Source organism: Streptomyces sp. NPDC045026, assembly GCF_056432625.1.
Map to the genome: position 1 here is coordinate 34730 of NZ_JBWKIS010000040.1, position 18362 is coordinate 53091.

Annotated in this window: 17 protein-coding genes; 7 read left to right on the forward strand and 10 right to left on the reverse strand. The window is 70.2% G+C overall.

Annotated elements, in window-relative coordinates; genetic code table 11:
* Positions 1–7: 7 nt before the first annotated feature.
* Both AC07EJ_RS42630 and purU read left to right on the forward strand, forming a co-directional pair.
* Complete coding sequence (locus AC07EJ_RS42630; protein ID WP_389486554.1) at positions 8–223, forward strand: hypothetical protein; 216 nt, start codon at positions 8–10, stop codon at positions 221–223.
* A complete protein-coding gene (gene purU, locus AC07EJ_RS42635; RefSeq protein ID WP_389486556.1) occupies positions 220–1149 on the forward strand; it encodes a formyltetrahydrofolate deformylase in 930 nt (309 codons plus the stop codon). The genes AC07EJ_RS42630 and purU overlap by 4 nt, the downstream gene beginning before the upstream one ends.
* 24 nt (positions 1150–1173) lie before the next feature.
* On the opposite strand, the gene AC07EJ_RS42640 is transcribed toward purU, so the two are convergent.
* Both AC07EJ_RS42640 and AC07EJ_RS42645 read right to left on the reverse strand, forming a co-directional pair.
* Positions 1174–2124 carry a LysR family transcriptional regulator gene (locus AC07EJ_RS42640; RefSeq protein WP_389486558.1) on the reverse strand — a complete coding sequence of 317 codons (951 nt, stop codon included), beginning with the start codon at positions 2122–2124 and terminating at the stop codon, positions 1174–1176.
* Between the two features lie 13 nt (positions 2125–2137).
* On the reverse strand, positions 2138–3058 hold the full coding sequence (locus AC07EJ_RS42645) for an EamA family transporter (protein ID WP_389486560.1): 921 nt from the start codon (positions 3056–3058) through the stop codon (positions 2138–2140).
* Positions 3059–3126: 68 nt separating this feature from the next.
* Here AC07EJ_RS42645 and AC07EJ_RS42650 point away from each other — a divergent pair, with 68 nt between their 5' ends.
* The gene (locus AC07EJ_RS42650) at positions 3127–4011 is read left to right on the forward strand and encodes a LysR family transcriptional regulator (RefSeq protein WP_478886249.1); all 885 of its coding nucleotides are present in this window, start codon (positions 3127–3129) and stop codon (positions 4009–4011) included.
* Positions 4012–4066: 55 nt separating this feature from the next.
* Here AC07EJ_RS42650 and AC07EJ_RS42655 read toward each other — a convergent pair whose 3' ends face one another.
* From AC07EJ_RS42655 to AC07EJ_RS42680, 6 genes are all read right to left on the reverse strand, one after another.
* Entirely contained in the window at positions 4067–5167 is a 1101-nt protein-coding gene (locus AC07EJ_RS42655) for a FecCD family ABC transporter permease (protein WP_478886250.1), read from the reverse strand.
* A 2-nt stretch (positions 5168–5169) separates the two neighbouring features.
* The gene (locus AC07EJ_RS42660; protein ID WP_393585245.1) at positions 5170–6183 is read right to left on the reverse strand and encodes a FecCD family ABC transporter permease; all 1014 of its coding nucleotides are present in this window, start codon (positions 6181–6183) and stop codon (positions 5170–5172) included.
* Between the two features lie 9 nt (positions 6184–6192).
* Positions 6193–7239, reverse strand: coding sequence for an iron-siderophore ABC transporter substrate-binding protein (locus tag AC07EJ_RS42665; RefSeq protein WP_478886251.1), 1047 nt, complete (start codon positions 7237–7239; stop codon positions 6193–6195).
* 210 nt (positions 7240–7449) lie between these two features.
* Entirely contained in the window at positions 7450–7848 is a 399-nt protein-coding gene (locus tag AC07EJ_RS42670) for an SHOCT domain-containing protein (protein ID WP_389486618.1), read from the reverse strand.
* A gap of 180 nt (positions 7849–8028) precedes the next feature.
* Positions 8029–9669, reverse strand: coding sequence for an acyl-CoA dehydrogenase family protein (locus AC07EJ_RS42675; protein ID WP_478886252.1), 1641 nt, complete (start codon positions 9667–9669; stop codon positions 8029–8031).
* A 28-nt stretch (positions 9670–9697) separates the two neighbouring features.
* Entirely contained in the window at positions 9698–10306 is a 609-nt protein-coding gene (locus AC07EJ_RS42680) for a TetR/AcrR family transcriptional regulator (protein WP_478886253.1), read from the reverse strand.
* A gap of 250 nt (positions 10307–10556) precedes the next feature.
* On the opposite strand from AC07EJ_RS42680, the gene AC07EJ_RS42685 reads away from it, so the two are divergent.
* Together AC07EJ_RS42685 and AC07EJ_RS42690 are read left to right on the forward strand one after the other, a co-directional pair.
* Positions 10557–11768 (forward strand): MFS transporter, encoded by a 1212-nt coding sequence (locus AC07EJ_RS42685; RefSeq protein WP_389486574.1) that lies wholly within the window; start codon positions 10557–10559, stop codon positions 11766–11768.
* 83 nt (positions 11769–11851) lie between these two features.
* The gene (locus tag AC07EJ_RS42690; RefSeq protein ID WP_478886254.1) at positions 11852–12580 is read left to right on the forward strand and encodes a hypothetical protein; all 729 of its coding nucleotides are present in this window, start codon (positions 11852–11854) and stop codon (positions 12578–12580) included.
* A gap of 38 nt (positions 12581–12618) precedes the next feature.
* Here AC07EJ_RS42690 and AC07EJ_RS42695 read toward each other — a convergent pair whose 3' ends face one another.
* Together AC07EJ_RS42695 and AC07EJ_RS42700 are read right to left on the reverse strand one after the other, a co-directional pair.
* A complete protein-coding gene (locus AC07EJ_RS42695) occupies positions 12619–12828 on the reverse strand; it encodes a hypothetical protein (protein ID WP_389486578.1) in 210 nt (69 codons plus the stop codon).
* A 50-nt stretch (positions 12829–12878) separates the two neighbouring features.
* The gene (locus tag AC07EJ_RS42700; protein WP_478886255.1) at positions 12879–13244 is read right to left on the reverse strand and encodes a hypothetical protein; all 366 of its coding nucleotides are present in this window, start codon (positions 13242–13244) and stop codon (positions 12879–12881) included.
* 528 nt (positions 13245–13772) lie between these two features.
* Between AC07EJ_RS42700 and AC07EJ_RS42705 the strand changes: the two genes are divergently transcribed.
* Complete coding sequence (locus tag AC07EJ_RS42705) at positions 13773–17147, forward strand: pyruvate carboxylase (protein WP_389486582.1); 3375 nt, start codon at positions 13773–13775, stop codon at positions 17145–17147.
* 189 nt (positions 17148–17336) lie between these two features.
* Positions 17337–17894, forward strand: a complete 558-nt coding sequence (locus tag AC07EJ_RS42710) for a DinB family protein (protein WP_389486584.1) — start codon at positions 17337–17339, stop codon at positions 17892–17894.
* Positions 17895–18362: the final 468 nt, after the last annotated feature.

Here is an 18362-nt window from a genome sequence, read left to right on the forward strand (position 1 = left end):
CTTCGACGTGTACGCGGCCGGCGTCGGCCCCTCCTCTCACCCGGTGGGGCCGACGCGGGCGGCCCGGCGCTTCGTCAGTCGCCGGGCCAGTCACCCCACGTACACAGACAGCCTCGCCAAGGTCATCACGACCACGCGCGACACCGGCCGGGACGAAGGCCACATATCAGGAGGCCGCCCGTGGCGGCCTCGCCGTCAACGTCACCGAATGCTGACACCATGACTGATTCCCCGGCTTCCGCCGCGTCCCCCGCCCCCTCGCCGACCGGCCCCTCGCCGACGAGTCCCGCCACGGCAACGGTCGAGCACGTCCTCACCCTCGACTGCCCCGAGGCGCCCGGCATCGTGCACGCCGTCTCGCGATTCCTCGTCGAGCACGGCAGCGACATCATCGACAACCAGCAGTTCGGCGACCGCCGGGACGGCCACTTCTTCATGCGGGTGCGCTTCGCCGCCGCCGACGGCGAGAACACCACGCAGACGATGCGCGACGGCTTCGCCGCCGTGGCCGCGCCCTTCGCGATGCAGTGGCACATCGAACCGGTCAGCACCCGCCGACGCGTGCTGATCATGGTGTCCCGCTACGACCACTGCCTCAACGACCTGCTCTTCCGCACCCGCAGCGGCGACCTCCCCATCGACGTCGTCGCCGTCGTCTCCAACCACCGCGACCACGAGGCACTCGTCGCCTGGCACGGCATCCCGTTCTTCCACGTGCCGGTGACCGCCTCGACGAAGCCCCGGGCCGAGGCCCGACTCCTTGAACTGATCGACTCGTTCGACGTCGACCTGGTCGTACTCGCGCGCTACATGCAGGTGCTCTCCGACGGCCTGTGCGCGCAGCTGCCCGGCCGGCTGATCAACATCCACCACTCGTTCCTGCCGAGCTTCAAGGGTGCCAAGCCCTACCACCAGGCTCACGACCGCGGCGTCAAGCTCGTCGGCGCGACGGCCCACTACGTCACAGCCGACCTGGACGAAGGCCCGATCATCGCCCAGGAGGTCATCAGCGCCGACCACAGCCACACCCCCGAGGACCTGGCCGCCATCGGCCGCGACGCGGAATCGGCAGCCCTGGCCCGCGCCGTCCGCTGGCACTGCGAAGGCCGCGTCTTCGTCAAGGGAAGGCGGACGGTGGTACTCCGCTGAGGGGGCGGACACCTGCCTCGGGTCTCACGACCTTCTGGCTGTCCGCATTCTCCAAGTCGGTTCCCAGACGTCGGCGTCCGGGGTCTTCGCTCGCGTCGCGTCCAGGTGGGCGCGGAACGCGTCGAGCGCCGGATGCCGATTGTCGCCGCGCCAGATCAGTGACATCGGGTAGACGGGCGTCGGGTTCCGCACCGGAATCCGCCGCAGGTCGTAGCTGTCGGGCCAGAGATAGCGGGACCTTTCACCCACGAGGGTCGCCAGGTCGGCGGAGTCGGCGATCTCGTCCAGCAGCGCCTCGTTCCCGAAGACGGGACCGACGACGTCGATCGTGAGCCCGAACGCGGCGGCGAATTCGTCGTAGTAGTCGGCCCACTCGGTGCCGGGTGCCATGCCGGGCATCCAGATGCGGTGTCCGGCGAGCTGTGCGGGCGTGACGCTGTCGGCGTCGGCCAGGGCGTGGGAGGGTCCGACGAGAAGCTCGTGGGCGTCGTCGACCACCCGGGCGGTCCTGATCGAGGCGGGCAGCTGATGCTCGGGGACGGTGATCGCGTGGAACGTGGCATCGATCGTCCCGGCCACGACAGCGGCGATCGCCGTGTCGACGTCGGCGTTCAGGGTCACGACGTCGAGCTCGATGTCAGGACGCGTGCGATAGAAGTCCTGCAGGAGCACGGCCGCAGAGATCCGCCGGTTGATGACGTCGACGCGCAGGGCGCGCCGGCCGGGGCGCACGGAGGCGTCGGCCCGGTCCTCCGCCCTCAGGAGTTCACGGGCGTGGGGCAGGAACGCCTGGCCGTCGATGGTGAGCTCGGCGCCACGCGGTGTGCGGGTGAACAGGCGCACTCCCAGATCCTTCTCCAGCACGGCGATGCGCTTGGAGACGGCTTGCTGGGTGATCGACAGGGCTGCGGCGGCTTCTTGGAACTGGCCGGCGTCCGCAGCCGCGACAAAGGTGCGCACAGCGTTGAGATCCACCCGCCCACTCTATTCACCCGGCGCCCGGGTGGCCGCGACGGGCCGGAGGGTGGTGCGCTGCCGTGCCCACGGCCGCGGCGTTCGCGGCGACGATCACCGCGATGGCCGTCCAGGACGCCGGGTCGAGGTCCTGGCCGAGTACCAGGAGGCCCACCAGCGCGGCGCACACCGGGTTGACGCTCATGAAGATCCCGAAGAATTGGGCGGGGACACGTCGCAGTGCGAGCAAGTCGGTGAGGAAGGGCACCCCGGAGGACAGCACGCCGGCTGCCAGGGCGCACAGGAGCGAGGCCGCGGTGGGCCGGTGCAGGCACAGCACGGTGATGCCGACCGGCACATAGAGCGCGCCGGAGACCAGTGCGGCGGCCGCCGATCCCTCGATCCCGGGCAGGCGCTGCCCCACGGTGCGGTTGAGCAGGATGTAGCAGCCCCAGCACACGGCGGCCAGCAGAGCCAGCGCGATGCCGAGGTAGTCCGTGCTGGGCTGAGGCCGGGTGAGGACCAGTACTGCCGCGCCGGCGACGAGGGCGCAGACCAGGTCGACGCGACGGCGGGAGCCCGCCAGGGCGACGGTGAGCGGCCCGAGGAACTCCAGGGTGACCGCCAGGCCGAGGCCGACCCGGTCGATCGCCATGTACAGCGTCAGGTTCATGGTCGCGAACACCACCGCGAGTCCCACCACCGGCCGCCACTGCGCGGCGGTGAACGTCCGCAGATTCGGCCGCCCGACGCTCAACAACACGCCGGCTGCCACCCACTGGCGCACCGCGACCACACCCACCGGCCCCAGAACCGGGAAGGCGAGTGCGGCGACGGACGCTCCGAGCTGGTTGGAAAGGCCACTGCCCAGCATCAGGGCCACCCCGGACCAGCGAGGTGGGGCCGCCTGCGGTGCGGTGGTCACGGTCGGCTCCGCGCGAGCGTCGGTCTCCATGACGCGACCATCCGCCTCCCGGGCGCATACGCAAAATGCATCCGATGGCGTACCTATACGCTGGACGTATGAGTGGTTTTCCGGATCTGGAGCTACGGCACCTGCGTTGTCTGGTCGCGATCGTCGACACCGGCAGCTTCACCGACGCCGCTATCGAACTGGGCCTCTCCCAGGCGTCGGTCTCCCGCACCCTGCTGGCCCTGGAGCGGATCCTCGGCGTACGACTCCTGCACCGCACCAGCCGTACGGTCACCCCCACCACCGCCGGCGTGGAGGTCCTGGCCGGCGCCCGTCACATGCTCGCCGAGGCCGACGAGCTGGTCCGGCGGGCCACCACCGGTCACACCCGCCTGCGCATCGGACACGCCTGGTCCGCGATGGGGCGGCACACCGCCGAGTTCCAGCGCCGCTGGCGCGACCGCTACCCGGACGTGGAGCTCCACCTGATCCGCCACAACACCCCCACCGGCGGGCTCGCCGAGGGCCTGTGCGACATGGCCGTCATCCGTACCGCCATCGACTCCCGGAGCTACGCTCACGCCCTGGTCGGGCACGAGCGCCGCTACCTCGCCCTCGCCTCCGACGACCCGTGGGCCAGGCGCCGCAGCATCCGCCTGTCGGAGATCCGCGAGCGTACCGTCGTGGTGGACCGCCGCACCGGAACCACCACTCTGGACCTGTGGCCCGACGGGGCCCGCCCCGACGTGGAGTACACCCAGGACGTCGACGACTGGCTCGCCGCCATCGCCACCGGCCGCTGCGTCGGCGTCACTCCGCAGTCCACGGCCACGCAGTACCGTCGCGACGGCATCGCCTATCGCCTTGTACGCGACACCGAACCCGTCCCGGTCCACCTCATCTGGCCCCAGCAGAGCCCGCATCCCGCCACTCACGCCGCCATCGCCCTGCTGGCCGACCTCTACCGGGACGACACGCAAGCCCCGAGGACGTGACGCAGAACGCTGGATCCGTGGACCAACTCCCGTGACGCAGCGGAAGATTCGTGGTCTAGCGGTGCGACCTGACCAGCAGCCACAGCAGATACGGCGCCCCGACCAGCGCGGTCAGCGCACCCACCGGCACTTCGAGCGGTACGAGGATCAGGCGGGCGGCGAGGTCGGCCGCCGTCAGCGTCACGGCCCCGGCCAACGCCGAGCAGGCGAGCGGAAGTTGGGGTGTGCGGGTCAGGAGGCGCGCGAGCTGTGGTGCGGTCAGGGCGACGAACCCGATGGGACCCGCGGCGCCGGTCGCGCTCGCCGCGAGGACCACGCCGATCGCGGTGAGGCCGAGCTGGGCCCGGCGCACCCGGAAGCCGAGCGCGGCGGCCAGGTCCGGGCCGAGCCCGAGGGGGCGCAGGGCGCGACTCGCCCACACCAGGGCCGGCAGGCTGAGCAGGAGGACGAGTCCGAGCGGTCCTGCCTGGTCCCAGCCGCGCCCGTTCAGGCTGCCGGTCAGCCACAGTTTGACGATCTCGGCCTGCTCCAGCTCGCTGTCGGTGAGGTAGAGCTGGACCACGGCGGAGAGTGCGACCCCTACACCGACTCCCGTCAGCACGAACCGGCTCGACCTCATCCCGCCACGCCACGCGACCGCCCACACGAGGGCGGCGGCGGCGATCCCGCCCGCGACGGAGACGACCGGCAGCGCACCCGGGGACGAGACGATCCCCGTCACGAGTGCAAGGACCGTGGCGGCGGCAGCCCCGTGACCGACCCCGATGACATCGGGTGAGGCCAGCGGATTGCGGGTCACGGACTGCACCAGCGCCCCGGCCGCCCCGAGCGCGAGCCCCACGAGCGCCCCGAGGACGATCCGCGGTACGCGCAGTTCACGTACGACGAGGGCGTCGGCCCCCTTGCCACCACGCAGGATGTGGAGCACTTCCGCCGGGGAGACCCAACCCTGCCCGGCGCAGGCGGCGAGGGTCATCACCACGGCGAGCAGGAGGCACAGCCCTGCCGCGACGACTGCGGAACGCCGGTGCCAGAGAAGGGAGTTGCCGCGTGCGCGCAGAACGTGCAGCCCCGCGGACCGGGGATAGGAAGAGCACGGTCCGCAAGGCCCGGGACGCGCGGGCGGCGTATCTGCGGCCCAGGTCGACGTTTCCACGCTCACTCCTCCCCCACTGTCCGGCGGCCCCGCACCAGCCAGATCAGCACCGGCACTCCGACGAGTGCCGTCATCACTCCGGCCGGCACCTCCCCCGGCGGCCGCACCACACGCCCCGCCACATCGGCACCGACCAGCAGACAGGCACCCAGCAGCGCCGACAGCGGAAGCGTCCAGCGATGCCCGCCGTTCACCAGCCGCCGGGCCAGGTGGGGGACGGCGAGGCCGACGAACGCGATGGGTCCGGACGCGGCCACCGCGGCGGCCGTCAGGAGCGTGGCGCCGAGCGCCGCCGCGATCCGCACCCGGTGGACCCGGTGCCCGAGCGCGCGGGCTGTCTCGTCACCGAGGGCAAGCCCGTCGAGGCCACGCGCGCAGCACAGGACGAGCAGCGCTCCCACGGCGAGGAACGGCAGCATCTGCACGACGGTGTCCGCATCCCGCCCGTCGATCGCGCCGACCTGCCAGAACCGGAACTGGTCGAGCGTCGCCGAACTCGACGTCAGCGCCACCGTCGTACCGCCGGCGATCATCGCCGAGAACGCCGTACCGGCCAGCGCCAGTTTGACGGGGCTCGCCCCGCCCCGGCCGCGCGCGGCGATCACGTAGATGAGGAACGCGGCGACGACCGCACCGCCGAACGCCCACCACACGTACCCGGAGAAGCCGTCCGCCCGCCCGGTCGCGAGTGCCAGCACCACGCCGGCCGCCGCTCCTTGGCTGAGCCCGAGGATGCCGGGATCGGCGAGCGGGTTGCGCGTCACCCCTTGCAGCGCCGCGCCCGCGAGGCCGAGCCCGGCGCCCGCGGCGAGGCCGACGGCCGTGCGGGGCACGCGCAGGGAACGTACGACAAGGGCGTCGGGACCGGTCGCCGAGTGCACCAGCGCGTCGACGACGGTGCTCAGCGGTATGGGGCGCGACCCGACGGCCAGGCTGAGCGCGACCACGGCGAAGGTGGCGGCGAGCGCGAGCACGGGCCAGGCCAGGCGTCGTACGGTGGGGGCGGAATCGAGCACGGGCACGTCTCAGCCGAGGTGCTCGGTGAGCTCGCCGAGGACGAGCCGGGCGGCGGTGGGGCCGGCGTTCAGGTACCAGGGGTCGTCGTCGACCTGCACGGCCTGCTTGGCCTTGACACCCCGCATCGACTTCCACAGCGGCCCGGAGAGCACGTTCGCCGCATCGGTCTTGGCCGTCTTGCCCTGCACCGAGTAGAAGATCCAGTCCCCGTCCGCCGTGTCGATGCGCTCGGCCCCGATGTCCTGCGAAATGGCCCGGAACTGCTGGGCCTCGGGGCGGGCGAGCCCCATGTCGACGGCGATGGAACCGGTGAAGGACGACACCCCGAACATCCGCGTACGCCCCGGCGAGAATCGCACCATGGACACCTCGGCGCCCTTGGCCTTGGCACCCTGATCCTTGGTGTCGGCGGCGAAGCCGTCGAGCAGCTGCTGCGCCTTCTCCTGCTTGCCGATGGCGGCGCCCACGAGCAGGAGGTCGCTCTTCCAGTTGATCCCCTGCCCCTTGGTGACGACGGTGGGGGCGATGGCGGAGAGCTTGGGATACAGGTCGCCGAGCGAGGAGTTGACCAGGATCAGGTCCGGCTTCGCGCGGGCCAGGGACTCCAGGTTGGGCGCGGTCCGCGTTCCCGCGTCGGTCATGGCCCCGAGCTTCTTCTTGTCCTTCGGGAAGGCGCCTGCGAGGTAGTCGGGTACGAGTCCCGCGTTGTCGGCGCGCGTGGCTGCGATCGGCACGGTCCCGAGGGTGAGCAGGTCGTCGAGCTGCCCGGTGGACAGTACGGCGATGCGCTGCGGAGCGCGCTTCAGCTCGGACTTGCCCTTGTAGTGACTGACGGTGCGCGGAAAGGCGCCGTCCTTCGCGTCGCTCGCGATGCCGGCGGGCAGGGCACTAGGGGCGGCGGCGGGCCCCTTCCCGTCCGCGGCACCCGCGACGGCGTTGCGCCCCGCGTCACCCTTCTCCGCCGCCTCGCTCCCGCCTCCGGACGAGGAACAACCCGCCAGGAGCCCTCCGACGACCGCCGCGGCCAGCACGACCTTCACACCACCAGCGCGCACGACGGCACACCTCCAGCTCTCCCCATGACTAATTAGGCAAGGCTTACCTTAGCCGTATGGGGAAGGGGTGCTTCCATCGGGCCGGAGGGCGCGGAGGCGCGTGCGGGGCGAGGGGTGCGGCAACCGCGCCGCGCCGGACGCGTCAGCCGGTCGCTTCGCTTCTCGGGCCATGCCTTTTCGGGATGCGCCCTCCGCTCGAACTCCGGGAATTCAGGCGAGCAGTTTCGTCTTGGCCCGGTTGAATTCGTCGTCGGTGAGAGAGCCGGACTTGTGCAGTTCGGCGAGCCGGGCGAGTTCGTCCGCTCCTCCGGCGCCTGTCTTCCCCTCGGCGGCCGTCTTGCGAATGTAGTCCTGGAACGCCGCCTCCGTCTGCTTCGCCTGTTTGACATCGCGACGGCCCATGCCGCGACCACGTGCGATGACGTAGACGAGCACGCCGACATAGGGGAGAACGATGCAGAAGATCAGCCAGCCCGCCTTGCCCCAACCGCTCAGTTCGTCATCCCGGAAGATGTCCATGACGACCCTGAAGAGCAGGAAGAGCCACAGGATCCACAGGAAGAAGTACAGCATCGTGAGGAAGAGGTCGAGAAGCGGATAGTCGTCCATGACTTCCCTTTCCGGCATGGTTCGGTCCGTACTGTCAAGTATCTCCTTCCACTCCGACGCACGCATTCCAGGATGGACACCTCGAATGCCTTCTCCCGGCACCCGAGCAGGGCTCGCCGGCGCAACCCCCCGACCGGGGTCACTCACGGGGGCGAGTCGGGGTTCAGCTGACGGCGACGGTCACGCAGGCAGTCGCTCCAGCAACGCCGCGAAGTCGGTCCTCGGCGGCAGGGTCCCGAAGGCGAGGCCACGGTCCCCGGCGAGCCGCGACGCGCAGAACGCGTCCGCGACGGCGGCCGGCGCATGCCTGACCAGGAGCGAACCCTGCAGCACGAGGGCCGCACGTTCGATGACCCGGCGGGCCCGCAGCGGGGCGTCCTCGGTCAGGACGAGTTCGCCCTGCAACTCCTGCCAGGCCGCGTCGAGTCGCCGGTCGCCACCCGCCGCCGCCTCGATCTCCGTGCGGAATGCCGCCAGGGACTCGGGCTCACGGGCCAACGCCCGCAGCATGTCCAGGGCGTTGACGTTGCCGGAGCCCTCCCAGATGCCGTTGAGCGGGGCATCGCGGTACAGTCGCGGCATGCCTGACGTCTCGTCATAACCGTTGCCGCCGAGGCATTCCAGGGCCTCGGCCACGGCGACGGGCTGGCGCTTGCACACCCAATACTTCCCGACCGCCGTCGCCAGGCGCAGGAAGGCGCGCTCCCCGTCGTCGCCGCGCTGAGCACGGTCGGCGGCGCCGGCCAGGCGCAGGGCCAGGGTCGTGGCAGCCTCGGACTCGATGCTCAGATCCGCGAGTACGTTGCGCATCAGTGGCTGGTCGATGAGCTTGGCGCCGAACACCGAGCGGTGGCGGGCGTGATGGGCGGCCTGGGCGAGAGCGGCGCGGGTGCCGGCGGCGGAGCCCAGGACGCAGTCGAGCCGGGTCATCGTCACCATGTCGATGATGGTGCGAACGCCCTTGCCCTCGGCCCCGACGAGCCAGGCCACGGTGTCGTCGAACTCAGGCTCGCTGGACGCGTTGGAGCGGTTGCCGAGCTTGTCCTTGAGCCGCTGAATGCGGAAGGTGTTGCGGCTGCCGTCGGGCAGGACGCGAGGGACCAGGAAGCAGGACAGCCCGCCGGGCGCCTGCGCAAGCACCAGGAAAAGGTCGTTCATCGGAGCACTGGTGAACCACTTGTGCCCGCGCAACCGCCAGGTCCCGTCGGCCTGTTCGGTGGCGGAGGTGGTGTTGGCGCGCACGTCGGTGCCGCCCTGCTTCTCCGTCATCCCCATGCCGGCGAGCAGACCCCGCTTCTCGCCCGGGGTGTGCAGACCGGGTTCGTAGACACGGCTGGTGAGCAGGGGTTCGTAGATCTTGGCCAGGTCGGGGGCGTGGCGCAGGGCGGGGACCACGGCGTACGTCATGGAGACGGGGCAGCCGTGCCCCGCCTCGGTGCTGCTCCACACCATGAAGGCGGCGGCACGCGCCACATGGGCGCCTGGCCGTTCGTCCGCCCAGGCGCTGCCCGCCAGGCCCTCGCCGACCGCCACGTCCATGAGGGCGTGGTACGAGGGGTGGAAGTCGACCTCGTCGATGCGGTTGCCGTAGCGGTCGTGGGTGCGCAGCACCGGCTCGTGGCGGTTGGCCTCGTCGGCCCAGCGCTGCACCTCTTCGCTGCCCGCACGGCGGCCGATCCGGTGGAGGTCGTCGAGGGACCAGGCGGCGCCCTCGCGGCGCACGCCCTCGATGAGGACCGCGTCGTCGGCGACGTCATGGCCGGTCAACGGCGGTGCCTGGTTGGTCACTTCGTGCGTCACGGCGGTCGGGTTGCTGGGCATTGCTGCCTCCTGTGGAGTGCGGGTCGAATCAGGCGGTCGGGGCGCCCGCGCAGCGCAGCGCCGCGACGGTGAGGTCGGCGAGGAGTTCCTCGGTGGCGTTCTCGTCGGGGGTGCCGAGCGGGTCGACGAGCACTTCACCGATGGCTCCGGTCAGGGCGGCCGCGGTGATCTCGGCGTTCTGCGGCGGCAGTTGGCCCTTCGCCGCACCCTCGCGCACCACCTCGGACCACAGCGCGCGGTAGCGGCGGCGGAAGTCGAGCCGCTCGGCGCCGACCGCGGGTTCGGCGGGCGCCGCGAGCAGGGCATAGGCGAGGCCGCGGTTCTCCAGTGCGCGGCGGGCAAAGACCTCGACGCCGCGGCGGAGCCGTTCGACGGGGTCGCCCGGACCGTGCAGCACCTCGTCCAGGACGTCGACCTCGCGTCCCGCGGCGCGCCGGAACACCTCCACGGCGAGGGCCGCCTTGGACGGGAAGTGCTGATACACGGAGCCAGCCGCGATGCCCGCCGAGTCGGCGACGGCGGTCACGGACGCCTGTGACCAGCCCACTTCCGCCACGACCGAGGTGGCGCAGGAAATGAGGCGCTCTCTTGCGGCTTCGAGCCGGCTGATTTCGGCTGGGGTCTTGCGGTAGGCCATGAAAGAAGTGAACCACTATTCAGAGTTTCCCGCCATGGTCGGTTGCACCGACCTCCAACCTCTGCATGTTCACCGCGGCCGCAGCCCCATCCCATCGACGACGCGCAGGCGACGCCGTACCACGTGGTGATGTACGGCTGACCGGGCCGAAGAGAGTCCCTTTCACCAAGCCGGCATGCCGGACCTGCCAGCGGCGCGTCGGCCACGCCGTACCGATGCCGGGCGGGCAGGCGGAACTACTGTCGACGCCATGGACGGTGATCGCCGAGCATGGCGTAAGTGTTCTCTCGCCGGCGCGGTGTTTGCCGTGTGCATGGCCGGCACCACCCTGCCGACACCCCTTTACGGGCTCTATCAGAACAAGTTCGGGTTCTCCGAACTGACGGTGACCGTCGTGTATGCCGTGTACGCCTTCGGGGTCATCGGTGTGCTGCTGCTGGCCGGCAACGCATCGGACGCCGTGGGCCGACGGCCCGTCCTGCTGTGGGGCCTGGGGTTCGCGGCGGCCAGCGCCGCCTGCTTCCTGAGTGCCACAGGGCTGGGCTGGCTGTATGCCGGTCGGCTGCTCTCGGGGTTTGCCGCCGGGCTGTTCACGGGGGCCGCCACCGTGTACGTGATCGAGTTGGCACCGCACGGCGGTGCCTCCCGGGCCACCTTCGTAGCGACCGCCGCCAACATGGGCGGGCTGGGGTGCGGTCCGCTGCTCGCCGGATTGCTCGCCCAGTACGCCGACTGGCCGCTGTACCTGCCCTTCGCCGTACACCTCGTGCTGGTGGCCGGGTCGGCCGGCATCCTGCTGTGGCTGCCGGAGACCGTGGGCGAGCGGCGGCCGCTGAGCGCCGTACGGCCTCAGCGGCCCAGCCTTCCCCCTCAGGTGAGGCCGGTGTTCGGGCCCGCCGCCATCGCGTCATTCGTGGGTTTCGCGCTGTTCGGGGTGTTCACCGCGGTCAGTCCGGCGTTCCTCGCCGAGTCCCTGGGCGTGGACAACCACGCCGTGAGCGGTCTGGTCGTGGCACTCGCCTTCTTCGCCTCGACCGCGGGCCAACTGGCGGTCACCCGGGTCGGGATGGCGCGATCCCTGCCGCTGGGCTGCGCCATGCTCCTCGCCGGTCTGGCGTTGCTCGCGGGCGCGCTGCGCTGGGACCTGCTGCTCCTGGTGGTGCTGAGCGCGCTCGTCGGCGGCACGGGGCAAGGGCTGGCGTTCCGTGCCGCGCTTGCCGCGGTGGCCGAGGCGTCTCCCCCGGACCGTCGCGCGTCAGTGATCTCGACGCTGTTCGTGGTGGCGTACGCGGGCATCTCCGTACCGGTCATCGGTGTCGGAGTCCTGACGGGCCCGATCGGCCTGGAAGGTGCCGGGCAGGTGTTCATCGCGGTCATGGCGGTCCTGGTCTCGACCGCGGGTGTCTACCTGGTCCGGCGGCTACGTCGTACGGCAGCTGAACAGGCACGTCCCGCGCCGTAGAGTCTGCGACCCGGCGTGATCGGGCAGCCGGCGTGATCGGGCAGCCGCCGCAACGAAGCCCGGCGCACGTCGTTGATCAACCCATGAAGATCACCATCGCGCGGCGGCAGCTGCGCCTCGTGGCTGCAACCGTCGCCGCCCTGGCACTGGGGCTTACCGGCGCCGCAAGCTCGCCGGCCGCGGCCTCCGACACGATCTCCGCCGCGGCCTCCGCCGTGGCCTCCGCCGTGGCCTCCGCCGTGGCCGATTGTCCGACGGCGGAGCTCTTCGCCACCAACAACACCGCGGTCATCACCGACCCGGCCGACCCCGGGCTCCGCACCCACCTGACACGCTTCGACCACGAAGTACGCGGAATCATCCGTGCCCACGGGTCCACGCCCGTCGCCTCGAAGCTCTTGCAGGGCGTCTTCTGGTCCGGCGATCTCAGGCAGGCCACGTACGAGCGCTCACGCGAGTTCGACATCAACAGGGTCAGTCGTGACGGGCTGAACCACATGGCCGGCGTCATCGCCAAGACGTACCACCAGGAGTCCGTGCTCACCTTCCGCTGCCTGCCGCGGACATCGCCGGAAACCGACGCGCTCGAAATCGAGGCGCCCGGCGTCAGCGCGAGCCGACTCCATGACGAGCTGGTCGCGGACCCGGTGGCCCGCGACAAACTCGGCGGCGGCTCGGTCACCGTCGACGGCCGGCTCATCCTCATCGCCCCGCTCGCCGACCTGCCACTGGCCCGGGAGTTCGCAGCGAAGCTCGGTGTCGACTGGGACACGGCCCAAGTGCGCTATGGAGACAGGGAGTTCGTGAGTTGACCTGAGCCGAGTCAGGGGCGCGCCGATATTTTCACGGCTCAGGCACCACCGGCGCGCCCCTCCGCCCCGGCAGGGCGTTCGGCCGGCCCGGCCGCCGGCCGGGCCCCACCGTGACCGTTGAGTGCGTAGGCCGCCTGGTACAGCGCCTTTTCCGCCACCGAGCGCGCCTCCGCCACGACGTCACCGCGTTCGCGTACCAGGCTCTCGTAGACCGGCAGATGGTCGTTTCCGGTTGAGTTGAGATTCACAGGACTGGTCCTTCTCGGTATCTGTCGTACTTCACGGAGCCCGATCGCGGTCACACGCGGTTGAGACGAGCGGCGATCCCATGCCCGATCAGCAGGTAAATCACTGCCGGCAGACCGTAATTGAGGAGAACGCGAAGGCCTTCTGTGTCCATGGTGAAAACATCCTGTGACCACCAGGCCAGCCAGTCGGCCGTTCCGTGCACGAACTCGACGAAGACGTTGCCCTGGTTGGCTTCGAGTAGGTAGAGCAGAATCCACAGACCAAGGAATGCGGCGGCTATGTCCGCGATGGTGTGGACTACCAGACCCACCCGTCGAGCACCGCCCTCGCGCCGCTCAGGGCGCCGCGGAGGCTGCGGGGGCTGCTGGTACTGGTCGTAGGGGTGGGGTCCGGCCATCGGGTCGGTATTGCTCACGGGAATCCAATCTGACGCGTCGCTCTGCAGGCCGGGGCAGGGGCGAACAATGCCCCTGAATCTCTCTCAGGGCAATCGCCTGCCGCACCACGCGCACAAGGCGTCGCGCGGGCCCGTACAACTCTGCGCCAAACAACAGCCGTCGCGTTACACGGCCCTCGCAATATCCCAAATATGGCCAGGTAATCGGCAACGTGCCTAAATGCTCGAGCGTGGGATCCATTTCACTGTCGAACACCTCACACCCGTGTGCCCATTTCGTGCGCCCTTCGTGATGTCTTCATGTGAACAGCTCACCTACCGTTCATATCTCGGCGGACGGAAAATATCGATGATCCCCTCCAGGGCCAACTCGTGGGCAGAACCGACCGTTTCCGCATCGACCGGTCCTGACGTTGTCGTCACCCGGCACTACGGCGTGTGACGTAGTGCACCTGGATGCCGGGAGTGCAGAGATGGCATGATCCGGGAACGTGACGCCCCGCAACCCGACAGTTCGCCCATTCCGGGCGACGGAAGGACATGCGCATGTTCCGTAAGGTGCTCGTCGCCAACCGCGGAGAGATCGCGATCCGGGCGTTCCGCGCCGGCTTTGAGCTAGGGGCTCGGACCGTCGCGGTGTTCCCACACGAGGACCGCAACTCGCTGCACCGGATGAAGGCCGACGAAGCCTACGAGATCGGCGAGGCCGGGCACCCCGTGCGGGCCTATCTCTCCGTCGAGGAAATCATCCGTGCGGCGCGCAAGGCGGGCGCTGATGCCATCTATCCCGGGTACGGCTTCCTCTCCGAGAACCCCGAGCTGGCGCTCGCGTGCGAGCGTTCCGGCATCACGTTCATCGGGCCGAGCGCCGAAACGCTCGAACTGACGGGGAACAAGGCGCGCGCCGTGGCCGCGGCCCGCGCGGCCGGCGTCCCCGTCCTTGGTTCCTCGCAGCCCTCCACCGACGTCGACGAGCTGGTGCGTGCGGCCGATGACCTCGGTTTCCCGGTCTTCGTCAAGGCCGTCGCCGGGGGCGGCGGGCGCGGCATGCGGCGCGTCGAGGACGCGGCGACGCTGCGGGAGTCGATCGAGGCAGCAGCGCGCGAGGCCGAGTCGGCGTTCGGCGACCCGACCGTGTTCCTGGAGAAGGCCGTCGTCGAGCCCCGGCACATCGAGGTGCAGATCCTCGCCGACGGCGAGGGCCGGGTCATCCATCTCTTCGAGCGCGACTGCTCCTTGCAGCGCCGCCACCAGAAGGTGATCGAGCTGGCCCCCGCGCCGAATCTCGACCCCGAGGTGCGTGAGCGGATCTGCGCCGACGCCGTGAAGTTCGCCCGGCAGATCGGCTACCGCAACGCGGGCACCGTGGAGTTCCTCCTCGACCCCGCCGGACAGCATGTGTTCATCGAGATGAACCCGCGGATCCAGGTCGAGCACACGGTGACCGAGGAGGTCACCGATGTGGACCTCGTCCAGGCCCAGCTGCGGATCGCCGCGGGCGAGACGCTGGAAGACCTCGGTCTGTCCCAGGACACCGTCCGTCTCCACGGTGCCGCACTGCAGTGCCGGATCACCACGGAGGACCCGGCCAACGGCTTCCGCCCCGACACCGGAAAGATCAGCGCCTACCGTTCACCGGGCGGCTCCGGCATCCGGCTGGACGGCGGCACCACCCATGCCGGTACGGAGATCAGCGCCCACTTCGACTCGATGCTGGTCAAACTGACCTGCCGGGGACGGGACTTCGAGACCGCGGTCGGCCGGGCCCGGCGCGCCGTGGCTGAGTTCCGGATCCGCGGTGTGTCGACGAACATCCCCTTCCTCCAGGCAGTTCTGGACGATCCCGACTTCGCCGCCGGACGCGTCACCACCTCGTTCATCGAGAAGCGACCGCATCTGCTGACGGCACGCCACTCGGCCGACCGCGGCTCGAAGTTGCTCACCTACCTCGCCGACGTCACGGTCAACAAGCCCCACGGTGAGCGGCCTCCTCTGATCGATGCCGCCACCAAGCTGCCGCGACTGCCCGAAGGCGAACCGCCGGCCGGCTCCAAGCAGAAGCTGACCGAGCTCGGCCCCGAGGGCTTCGCCCGGTGGCTGCGCGCCTCGCCCACCATCGGCGTCACCGACACCACGTTCCGCGACGCGCATCAGTCGCTGCTCGCCACCCGGGTCCGTACCAAGGACCTCCTCGCGGCGGCACCGGCCGTCGCGCAGACGGTGCCGGAACTCCTTTCGCTGGAGTGCTGGGGCGGCGCGACCTACGACGTCGCACTGCGCTTCCTCGCCGAGGACCCGTGGGACCGGCTCGCCGAACTCCGCGCGGCCGTACCCAACATCTGTCTGCAGATGCTGCTGCGCGGCCGTAACACGGTCGGCTACACGCCGTACCCCACGGAGGTGACCCACGCCTTCGTGGAAGAGGCCGCCGCGACCGGTATCGACATCTTCCGGATCTTCGACGCGCTCAACGACGTCAACCAGATGCGGCCCGCGATCGACGCCGTACGCGAGACCGGCTCGGCGGTCGCGGAGGTCGCCCTCTGCTACACCTCCGATCTGTCCGACCCGGCGGAGAAGCTCTACACCCTCGACTACTACCTGCGTCTCGCCGAGCAGATCGTGGACGCGGGCGCCCATGTGCTCGCGGTCAAGGACATGGCGGGGCTGCTGCGCGCTCCCGCGGCGGCGAAGCTGGTCTCCGCGCTGCGCAGGGAGTTCGATCTCCCCGTACACATCCACACGCACGACACCGCGGGCGGTCAGCTGGCCACTTATCTCGCTGCGATCCAGGCCGGCGCGGACGCGGTGGACGGGGCGGTGGCCTCGATGGCGGGCACCACCTCGCAGCCGTCCCTTTCGGCGATCGTCGCCGCCACCAACCACTCGGAACGGCCGACCGGCCTCGATCTTCAGGCCGTCTGCGATCTGGAGCCGTACTGGGAGAGCGTGCGCAAGATCTACGCGCCGTTCGAGGCGGGCCTGTCCTCACCGACCGGTCGCGTGTACCACCACGAGATCCCGGGCGGCCAGCTCTCCAATCTCCGGACGCAGGCCATCGCGCTCGGACTCGGCGACCGCTTCGAGGACATCGAGGCGATGTACGCGGCCGCCGACCGGATCCTCGGCCACCTCGTGAAGGTCACGCCCTCCTCCAAGGTGGTCGGTGACCTGGCCCTGCATCTGGTGGGGGCCGGGGTGTCGCCGGAGGACTTCGAGGCCGAGCCGAACACCTTCGACCTCCCGGCCTCGGTCATCGGATTCCTGCACGGCGAGCTCGGTCTGCCGCCCGGCGGGTGGCCGGAGCCGTTCCGCACCAAGGCGCTGCAGGGACGCGCCGGCCCCGAGCCGATGCGTGAGCTGTCCGCCGAGGAGCGCTCCGGGCTTGCGAAGGACCGGCGGGCGACGCTGAACCAGTTGCTGTTCCCCGGCCCGACCAAGGACTTCGAGAGCCACCGGCAGGCGTACGGCGACACCAGCGTGCTGGCGAGCAAGGACTTCTTCTACGGCATCAGCCCCGGGCGTGAGTACGCCGTGGACCTGGAACCCGGTGTCCGGCTGCTCATCGAGCTGGAGGCCATCGGCGAGGCGGACGAGCGCGGTGTACGCACCGTGATGGCCACCCTGAACGGTCAACTGCGGCCGATCCAGGTGCGGGACCACTCCGTGGCGTCCGATATCCCGGTGACCGAGAAGGCGGACAAGGCCAACTCGAACCATGTCGCGGCGCCGTTCGCCGGTGTGGTCACGCTGGCGGTGGCCGAGGGCGACACCGTGGAAGCCGGTGCGACGGTGGCCACGATCGAGGCGATGAAGATGGAGGCGTCCATCACTGCTCCGAAGGGTGGCACCGTGTCCCGGCTCGCCATCAACGCGATCCAGCAGGTGGAGGGCGGCGACCTGCTGGTGGAGCTCGCCTGAAGCCTGACGTCTGAAGCCTTATGCCCCGGGCCGGTCGCACTGCGGCCGCCCGGGGCTTACGCGTCACTGGGTCGAGGGGTTTCGGCGTGGTTTCTACCCACCATGGGCGCATCTAGGACGGGTTCTGACCTCGATGCCGCATAGCGTGGCTTTTGCACGACGGAACAGAACCACGTGGAGGCGTAGACCATGGCTGTCAACAAGCTGGACACCCAGGACCAGGCACAGGCCCCGGCCGTCACCGGCGAGCGCGCCGAGTGGCTGGACACCCTGGACAAACAGCGGAACTTCCTGCGCTTCACGGCCCGTGACCTCACCGACGAGCAGGCCGGGATGCGGACCACCGCGAGCGAGCTGTGCGTGGGCGGTCTCATCAAGCACGTCACCGAGGTCGAGCGGACCTGGGTGGATTTCATCCTCAACGGCCCTTCCCACACGGTCGACTTCATGGCCATGACCGAGGCCGACTGGGCCCGTCGGGCCGAGGGGTTCCGGATGCTGCCCGGTGAGACCCTGGACGGTGTACTGACGGCCTACGCCGAGGAGGCCCGCCGGACCGACGATGTGGTCGCCACTGTGCCCGACCTGGACGTCACGTGGCCGCTGCCGGAGGCCCCGTGGTCCGAGCCGGGCGGGCGGTGGTCTGCCCGACGGGTACTGATGCACATCGCCGCCGAGACCGCTCAGCACTGCGGCCACGCCGACATCATCCGCGAGTCCCTCGACGGGGCCAGGACGATGGGCTGACGGCTGCACCTTCAGCGCCCGTTCCTGAACCGCTCTTCTGGATCTTTGGGCGAGTCTGATCCGGTTGGGTGGCCGGGATCAACGGGCCTGTACGCGACCGGTGTTGTCCGAGCTGCGGTGACTGGCCGGATGCCGGGCCCCGGGCGGAGTTCTGCTCGGGGGTGTGTCGTTCCAGGCAACGGCGTCGTCTGCGGCGGGTCAGGCTGCGGACGGCCGCGCTCGAGCGGGACGAGGGTCGGCGGGTGTGCCCCTGTGCGGGTCCGTCTGGGTGGCCGGGATGGACCACCGCAGCAACGCGGCGTACTGCTCGCCGCGGTGCCGGCGGAGGGCCTGGGCGGCGCGGAAGGAAGCGTTCGTCCAAGCGCCCGGATAAGCGCTTCGGCGTCGAACTAGTGCCGTATCAGGCAACGTTCGCCCTGTTGCGAGGCCCTGCCTGTCGACGGCTTCGACTGTTGACGATAATCGACC